Source organism: Moorena sp. SIO3I6 (assembly GCF_010672095.1).
The window spans coordinates 21,756-29,592 of record NZ_JAAHHU010000083.1; the positions used below are offsets into that span (position 1 = coordinate 21,756).

6 protein-coding genes and 1 pseudogene are annotated in these 7,837 nt (G+C 44.1%); 4 read left to right on the top strand and 3 right to left on the bottom strand.

Annotated elements, in window-relative coordinates; translation table 11 throughout:
* The first annotated feature begins 1 nt into the window (after nucleotide 1).
* The 3 genes from rodA (at nucleotide 2) to F6K49_RS22110 (ending at nucleotide 2,290) form a co-directional block, all read left to right on the top strand.
* On the top strand, nucleotides 2-1,279 hold the full coding sequence (rodA, locus tag F6K49_RS22100) for a rod shape-determining protein RodA (RefSeq protein ID WP_293100137.1): 1,278 nt from the start codon (nucleotides 2-4) through the stop codon (nucleotides 1,277-1,279).
* A gap of 82 nt (nucleotides 1,280-1,361) precedes the next feature.
* The gene (locus tag F6K49_RS22105) at nucleotides 1,362-1,553 is read left to right on the top strand and encodes an NAD(P)H dehydrogenase subunit NdhS (protein ID WP_044493740.1); all 192 of its coding nucleotides are present in this window, start codon (nucleotides 1,362-1,364) and stop codon (nucleotides 1,551-1,553) included.
* A 68-nt stretch (nucleotides 1,554-1,621) separates the two neighbouring features.
* Nucleotides 1,622-2,290, top strand: coding sequence for an HAS-barrel domain-containing protein (locus F6K49_RS22110; RefSeq protein WP_293018089.1), 669 nt, complete (start codon nucleotides 1,622-1,624; stop codon nucleotides 2,288-2,290).
* A 40-nt stretch (nucleotides 2,291-2,330) separates the two neighbouring features.
* Here the strand turns inward: F6K49_RS22110 and F6K49_RS22115 are convergent.
* Nucleotides 2,331-3,711: pseudogene (locus tag F6K49_RS22115) on the bottom strand (transposase).
* A 367-nt stretch (nucleotides 3,712-4,078) separates the two neighbouring features.
* Here F6K49_RS22115 and F6K49_RS22120 point away from each other — a divergent pair.
* Complete coding sequence (locus F6K49_RS22120) at nucleotides 4,079-4,270, top strand: hypothetical protein (RefSeq protein WP_293100140.1); 192 nt, start codon at nucleotides 4,079-4,081, stop codon at nucleotides 4,268-4,270.
* On the opposite strand, the gene F6K49_RS22125 is transcribed toward F6K49_RS22120, so the two are convergent.
* The gene (locus F6K49_RS22125; protein ID WP_293038702.1) at nucleotides 4,243-4,710 is read right to left on the bottom strand and encodes a hypothetical protein; all 468 of its coding nucleotides are present in this window, start codon (nucleotides 4,708-4,710) and stop codon (nucleotides 4,243-4,245) included. The two genes, F6K49_RS22120 and F6K49_RS22125, sit on opposite strands and share 28 nt — an antisense overlap.
* A 22-nt stretch (nucleotides 4,711-4,732) precedes the next feature.
* A partial coding sequence (locus tag F6K49_RS22130; protein ID WP_293100144.1) for a valine--tRNA ligase occupies nucleotides 4,733-7,837 on the bottom strand: 3,105 nt, incomplete at its 5' end.

Here is a 7,837-nt window from a genome sequence, read left to right on the forward strand (position 1 = left end):
GATGGTACAAATTAATAAATTTAATAAATTTAAAATTAGAAATAGTATTCGTTGGCGGCTGTTTTGGGCCCCCTGGCAGGAATTAGACTGGCAACTGTTATTCCTGACTGTGGGGCTGACCCTCTTTGGGGCAGTGATGATTCGCTCTGCAGCCATCGACAATCCTGAAAACTACTGGCTCTCCCACTTGCTCATTGGTAGTATTGGATTGTTCATCGCTCTATTCATTTCGCGATCGCGCTATCAATCCCTGATCCAATGGCATTGGTTAATTTACGGGATCACCAATCTGTCCTTAATTGCTGTAATGATGATCGGTGCTAGTGCTAAAGGTGCTCAGCGTTGGGTTACCATTGGAGGGTTTAATGTTCAACCCTCAGAATTTGCCAAGATCGGGTTGATTATTACTCTAGCTGCCATCTTGCACAAACGACCAGCTACTAGCATTCCAGCAGTAATAGCAGCTTTAGCAGTAACTATATTACCTTGGGCATTAGTGTTTGGGCAGCCTGATCTCGGAACATCCTTGGTGTTTGGGGCAATTACCTTGAGTATGCTTTACTGGGCAAATGCCAATCCCGCCTGGTTGGTCGTGTTGATTTCCCCTCTGGTGTCAGCCATTGTCTTCAGTATATCTTCACCTGCATGGTATACCTGGGCTGCTGTAATCACACTGATTGCCTTCCTCAGTCTCCCTTGGCGCTGGTTAGGAGCCTTGGGTACCCTGGTTATTAACCTAGTTGTCGGACCTTTAGGAAAAGTCTTCTGGAATCTTTTGAAGGACTATCAAAAAGACCGATTAACGCTCTTTTTAAACCCCGATCTAGACCCTCTAGGAGGAGGGTATCACCTAATTCAGTCTCGGATTGGTATCGGTGCTGGTCAACTTTGGGGAAGGGGACTCAACCAGGGAACTCAAACTCAACTCCACTTTATCCCGGAACAGCATACTGACTTCATTTTCTCAGCCATTGGTGAAGAACTAGGCTTTGTAGGTTGCTTGTGTATTTTATTAGCCTTGTGGTGGTTGTGCCTACGCTTGGTGCTGATTGCTCAGAATGCTAAAGACAACTTTGGCTCTCTGGTAACAATTGGCGTGCTCTCAATGATTGTGTTTCAAACCGTGATCAACATTGGGATGACTATTGGCTTAGCTCCCATCACAGGAATTCCTCTACCTTTACTCAGTTACGGTCGTTCAGCCCTACTAACCAACTTTCTTGGCCTAGGGTTAGCCCAAGCAGTGGCCAATTATCGACAGCGATTGAAGTTTCAATGAGTTATGGGTTATAAGATACTGGATGACTAATAAGTCCAATAGCTCCTATCCTAGTAAAGGAAATCTAAGTTTTTAGGCACTCATGATTTTTCCAGGTTCTATAGTTCGCGTAATTAATGTAGACGATACCTATTATCGCTTTGAGGGGCTAGTACAGCGGGTTAGTGATGGTAAAGCAGCTGTGCTGTTTGAAGGAGGTAACTGGGATAAACTAGTGACGTTTCAGCTGTCGGAAATCGAAGAGGTGAAACCAAAAATTGGTAAAAAGGGTTAGTGGACAGGCATAGATCAAAGAGATCAATAACTAATGACTAATGACTAATCATGACTAATCCCTAAACCATGCGCCTTCCCTTACCCCAGTTTACTCCCAGCAATCGCTCAGAACATCACCTTGCTGAGGTGATTGAAACAGCAACTACAGAATTTCTAGCTCAATGTTTAGAGCCAGAAGATCTAAGCTTTCCGGTCATGCCTCCCTTTGGCAGCTGGGTAAAATCTGTAGATGATGAGTCAGGTAATCAAATTTTTGCTGTAGTTTATTATGCTACGACTAGCCCGATTGACTCGGTTCATCGAGCAACAGCTTTAGGATTGTCACTGGCAGAATTACGTGAGCAGCAGCCTCAGATTTTTGCCATGCTCAAAACTGAGTTTCGTGCTGCCATCGTTGGGTTTATGTCTTCGGAAGAGGGTGTTAATGGTTTTAGCAACCATCACGGTCGAGTCTATCAGTATCTTCCACCCCGTCCACCGCAAATTCATCAACCTGTCTACCAGTGTGAACCATCAGAGGTTATTCACTTTAGTGAACAGTTGGATTTTTTGCGAACACTTTTGGAAGTGAATGGTGCCCCAGTAGACCCCCTGACAGCAGCTGTGATTAGAGAAGTTTATCGTCTTCGTCAGACCGACCGTGACTGGTTAGTCAAGGCCGGACGAACCTTGAGTGTCTTACTTAAGGATGATTATGACCGCTTGCGGTATATTTTGAGTCAAATTCATTGTTGACATCTCCCCCGGTTGAAACACGGGGGATTCTACGAGGTTGTTACGTGGCAGGTTGAAACCGTGCTACGTAACAACCTCGTTCGATATGATTTTTTCAGGGATTTGAAAATGTCATATCGATGTGGAACTGTCAAAAATTCCCTACTCACCTTGGCTAGATCAATACCTAGCTGTGTGGCTACTTTTCTAGCGATGTTAGTCGCTCCATTACAATCAGCGTTAATCAGGCACCCAGAAGAAGTTTTGTACAATCCACGCTTCACTCTTTTCCCTGACGGTTTCCAGTTCTTGGGTTTTTCACCATAATTTGGAAGGCTGTCTTTGTCTAGGCAAGACGCTTTACTGGTGTACGCTTCTTCGGTAATTGTCAGCTTAATCCCATATTCAGGGCAAAGTTGTTCAAGTCTATTGATTAATCTTTTTGTTGGGATAACTACAAAGTTCTGATTGCCCCGCTTTCCTATATTGATTGAATCTTTTTGGCGTTCGTTCCAGCCAATTATCAAGTTTCCTACGCGATCACTAAGACAACGGTTAATAATAAACCTGGCGGCTTTATTAATTGCATCTCGCATCTGGTTGTTTCGTTTCCGTTGGACACGATCGAGATTGGAATCCCAATAAAACTCGGGCTTACCAGTTTTATACTTTGCAACCAAACGAGCATACCCTTGGTTCATTGATTTAAGCTTACGACCATCAATGATTAGGCTTTTTCCGTGGGTCGAAACTCCGGTCAGCCAATTATCGCCACCGTGATCAAAACTCCATGCCTGTGAGTAATCAAGATTTGGGTTACTCTCTACCGGTTTCTTTCCGTCATCAATTACCCAATCGATCCACAGCTGCCCCAGATATGGGCGAACAGTTACTTCATTGACCCAATCTGGATCAATGAAATCTGGAGCTTGCAAAGTAATTTTAGTAAGCAGATCTGGTTTGCTTTCTTTACTTATTGACGGACAAAACAGACCTTCTTTGTAAGTGAGAGCCTGTCTAGGAAAAGTAACAGCAGCCAATCCCCCTTTCTTTCGGTACCTAAGAAGTTTTGGTCTATCTACTTGGCCTTTGTAGTATAGACCGACAAGTTGGTTATAACTTGTGATTGACTCGGCTACAGATTTAAGGGTTTGTTGTGCCGACTGAGCGGCCATGGCCTTGTAATGTGGGTTATCTTTCAGTTCTCTACAAAGTTCTGCGTATTTGGTGCTGCACTTGTAAGTTTTCCAGCCATAGCGCAGAATTTCATCTTTCCAATAAGTTGTATAAGCTTCTGGTTGCTGTTCTAACCATTTGTAATGCTTTTGTTTAGAATAATAAGTCGCACAATTCCATAAGTTGTTAGCATTTTCACATTGGAACACCCAGAAAGCTTTATCCTCGTCTGAGAAGTCAGCTCTTACTGAAACCGTCCTATACATTTGTCATCACCTCCTTGGTTTGTTAGAATACCTTCAGTATAGACGTTGGTTCTAAACATGTCAACAACAAATGAGCGGAAAACAAAAAAAAGGATGAGGGGGATACCCGTACATCATGATGAACTAAAAAAGCCCCATACAGTTTGGCTTACCGGGGCTGCGTGGAAGTGGCTTCAATTGTCAGCTAAAGAGTCAAATACTAGTGTTGGGGAATTTCTGGAAAATTGGATAAGAAAAGAGATGGACACGACTGGATAAATCCAGTCTCTGAGTTTCACCCTCTATGCAAGAAAAGGGAGGCTCTAACATTTCAGGATGTTTTGGTAGTATCGTCATCCCCCGTTAACCCTCACGGGTATAATGGGGGATGACTACGAATTACTTGACAAATTACTTTTTTAGTTTCCTGGTTATAAAAGTCGAAGTAACGGTTAATACATATTTCTGTTTCCCTATTCCCTACTCCCTATTCCCTATTCCCTATTCCCTATTCCCTATTCCCTATTCCCTATTCCCTATTCCCTATTCCCTTTACTCATTACCAGCTTCATCAATTTGAGCCTCCAATTGGGCTACCTTTTGCTCCAGCTGTTGCTTTTCCAATTTCAAGTTTTCTGCTAAGGCTTCAATTTTTTCGCGACGTGCTTCTACTTCTAAATCGCGGATATCTAACCCTTGGCTTTTCAAGGTTAGCTCTTGCCGCCATTGTTCAGCCCGTTTCATTTCTTCCTCTAAAAAGGTAGACTTAACCTCAGCTGTTAAATACTTCTTGACTAAATCTAACACCCAATCGGTGGCAGATTGAATAGTGATCACCTCTTGAGTTTCAGCCAGATCGATTAAGACTAAGCAACCTTCTTTAAAAGCTTGGGAATTAGTAAACGCCACAGGTCTTGGCTCAATGACTTCCCAGAATTGATCAGAGTTTTGGCGGGCAAGTAGTTGTAATTGGAGCCCGCCAAAATCATCATTGTCTTGAACTTGAGCTAGGTGTAGCATTATCGGTTTGATTGAAATCTGTTTAAAGTCTATTTAAGCGATCGCGTAAAATAGACTCTTGCTTTTTAGCCTCAGCTAAAGCCTCTTGAGCACCCTTAACCACAGCTTCTGGAGCTTTACTCACAAAGTTCTTATTACCCAGACGCCCAGACAAGGATTTGACTTCCGCCTCTACTTTACGTAACTTCTTTTCTAACTTAGCCCGTAGAGCATCCACATCCACCACACCAGTTAGGGGAATTAGCACCTGGACAGTACCGACTACACCCGCCATGGTATTTTTAACCTCTTTGTCCAAGGCTGGAGTGATGGTTAATTGATTGACCTTACCTAAGTCTTTGATATAGGCAAGACCCGCCTCCAAAATTTGACGTTCGTCACTGTTGCTGCTTTGCAGAATAACAGGTGCGGTCACCCCTGGTTTAATCTCTGCCTCAGCCCGGAGGTTGCGGATAGTACGGATTGTACCAATCAGCAGCTCAAACCTTTGCTCTAGTTCTGAGTCAATTAGAGAACTTGGGGATATTGAAGAGTGGGTATTGCCTATTGACGAAAGGTCATGGTCTATTTTAACGTCTCCCTCTTCTATATCTTTGATATCTTCTATATCTTTAATATCTTCTCCCTGTTTGATATTTCCATCAATAATCCCCATTTTGGACTCGATTTCCTTCAATTCCGAAGATTGCTGAGTGTCTTCCTGGCCAACAATTTCTGCTTTGATGGATTGAATTTTTTGAGATAACTCTTGACGATTTTCAGCCTTGAGCACATAACGGGAAACAAACCAAATGGCATATCCTAGACCAATCAGTTCTAAACTAGTTGAGACTAAGGAAATGCGATTGAGCGCACCCACGAAGGCTGTGAGGATATTCAGGGCAATAATTCCTCCGACAACCAACCCTGCTGCGATTATCGGTTCTTTGTAGTCCTCGAACAACTTCCTAGAAATTTCTCGCACTTTAAACAATACAGCTACACTTTGCTTAGAGATTTCCTTTTCCTTAGACAAAGATGTTCCTGACCTCGGTGATTGGGCATCAGGATAATCGGATTTATTATCGGTTAGCAGTTCGCTTTCCGTTGTCTGTAGTTCCTGTTCCTCAGTTTGACCATCTAGGTACTCTATAGGATAAGGTTGTAGCGCCAACACCTCCCCAGATTTCTGGGTCAAGGTGTGCCAGATTTCTTCAGTGATATGGGGCATGAATGGATGGAGTAGCTTTAGGATACCCTCTAAAACGCAAGCTAGAGTTTGCTGTGCCACAACCCGCGACGCAGAATTGGCATCCTGACGCAGCCTAGATTTAACCAGTTCAATGTACCAATCACAAAAATCACCCCAGATGAACTCATAAAGTCCCTTAGCCGCTTCTCCCAAGCCATAACCATCTAGATAATCCCTAGTTTGACGCACCACTTGATGAAAACGGGAAAGAATCCAGCGATCGCATAATTCCAATGCCTCTACTGTTGGTTGACCCAACTCTTCGGGAGTCTTACCATCAAGGTTTAGCATTACAAACCGGGCTGCATTCCACAGTTTATTGGCAAAATTGCGGGATGCTTCTACAGAAGCTGACTCATCCGTCTTGCGGTCATACTCTAATCGGATATCTTGACCTGCACCTGCCACTTCCCGAACCAAAGTATAGCGCACGGCATCCGTACCATACTTGTCAATCAGGATTAAGGGGTCAATACCATTATTAGCCGACTTAGACATTTTCTTATTGTTCTCATCCCGCACTAGCCCGTGGATGTAAACACTCTTAAACGGCATTTGACCCGTAAAATGTCCTGCCATCATGGTCATGCGGGCAACCCAGAAGAAAATGATGTCAAAACCTGTTACCAGGGTGGTAGTGGGATAGTAAGTCTTCAAATCCTTGGTCTCCTCAGGCCACCCCATAGTCGAGAATGGCCACAATCCTGAAGAAAACCAGGTATCCAGCACATCTGAGTCTTGCTCTAGCTTGACATTTTCTCCAAATTTTGCTATTGCTTTCTTCTTAGCCTCTGCTTCATGGTGAGCCACAATAAACGGAGTCTCGCTAGTGATTGTGCCATTGGTTTCACTTACCACATACCAAGCCGGGATTTGGTGTCCCCACCAGAGTTGGCGGGAGATGCACCAGTCTTTTAATTTCACCAGCCAATCTCGGTAAACCTTAGTCCAACGTTCCGGGATAAATACTGGTGAATGGTGCTGGTCAAGAGACTCTAGGGCTCGGTCAGCTAGGGGGCGAATTTTGACAAACCATTGCGTTGAGATTAGGGGTTCAACAGGAACCTTTCCGCGATCGCTATAGGGTACCGTATGTTTGTAGTCCTCTACCTTAACCAACAGCTCTTCTGCTTCCAGCTGCTTCACCACATTTTTCCGGGCTTCAAACCGGTCTTGTCCTTGGAAAGGGCCAGCCTTTTCATTTAACGTGCCATTCTTATTCATGATGTTAATGAATGGCAGATTATGACGCTGACCCATTTGAAAGTCATTAGGGTCATGGGCAGGAGTTACCTTGACACAACCGGTGCCAAACCCTGGATCAACCAACTCATCAGCAATAATCGGAATTTCTCGTCCCATAATTGGCAAGGTTAGAGTTTTACCAATTAAATCCTGGTAGCGTTCATCATTAGGATTAACTGCAACCGCCGTATCTCCCAACATAGTTTCTGGTCTAGTCGTAGCTACTTCCACAAAACCATTGCTATCAGTAAGGGGATATCGAAAATGCCACAAATGCCCATCTACTTCCTTATTTTCCACTTCCAAATCTGAGACAGCGGATTGGGAAGCTGGACACCAGTTGACCATATATTCGCCCCGGTAAATCAGTCCCTGATCATAAAGTTGGACAAAGGCTTCAATTACCGCTTTCGATAAGCCTTCATCCATAGTGAACCGTTCCCGGGACCAATCCACCGAAACCCCCAAACGCCTCAGCTGGTTAACGATGGTGCCACCTGATTCTTCCTTCCACTCCCAAGCCAGTTCAAGAAACTTTTCCCGTCCCAAGTCATAGCGGGTTTTGCCTTCAGCTTCTAGCTGTCTATCGAGAATGGTTTGTACAGCAATACTAGCGTGGTCAGTTCCTGGTAGCCACAGGGTATTGCGTCC

What these genes read in the sequence shown, in the direction of transcription:
- rodA (WP_293100137.1), top strand. Translation starts at nt 2, where the DNA reads ATGGTACAAATTAATAAATTTAATAAATTTAAAATTAGAAATAGTATT.
- F6K49_RS22105 (WP_044493740.1), top strand. Translation starts at nt 1,362, where the DNA reads ATGATTTTTCCAGGTTCTATAGTTCGCGTAATTAATGTAGACGATACC.
- F6K49_RS22110 (WP_293018089.1), top strand. Translation starts at nt 1,622, where the DNA reads ATGCGCCTTCCCTTACCCCAGTTTACTCCCAGCAATCGCTCAGAACAT.
- F6K49_RS22120 (WP_293100140.1), top strand. Translation starts at nt 4,079, where the DNA reads ATGACTACGAATTACTTGACAAATTACTTTTTTAGTTTCCTGGTTATA.
- F6K49_RS22125 (WP_293038702.1), bottom strand. Translation starts at nt 4,710, where the DNA reads ATGCTACACCTAGCTCAAGTTCAAGACAATGATGATTTTGGCGGGCTC.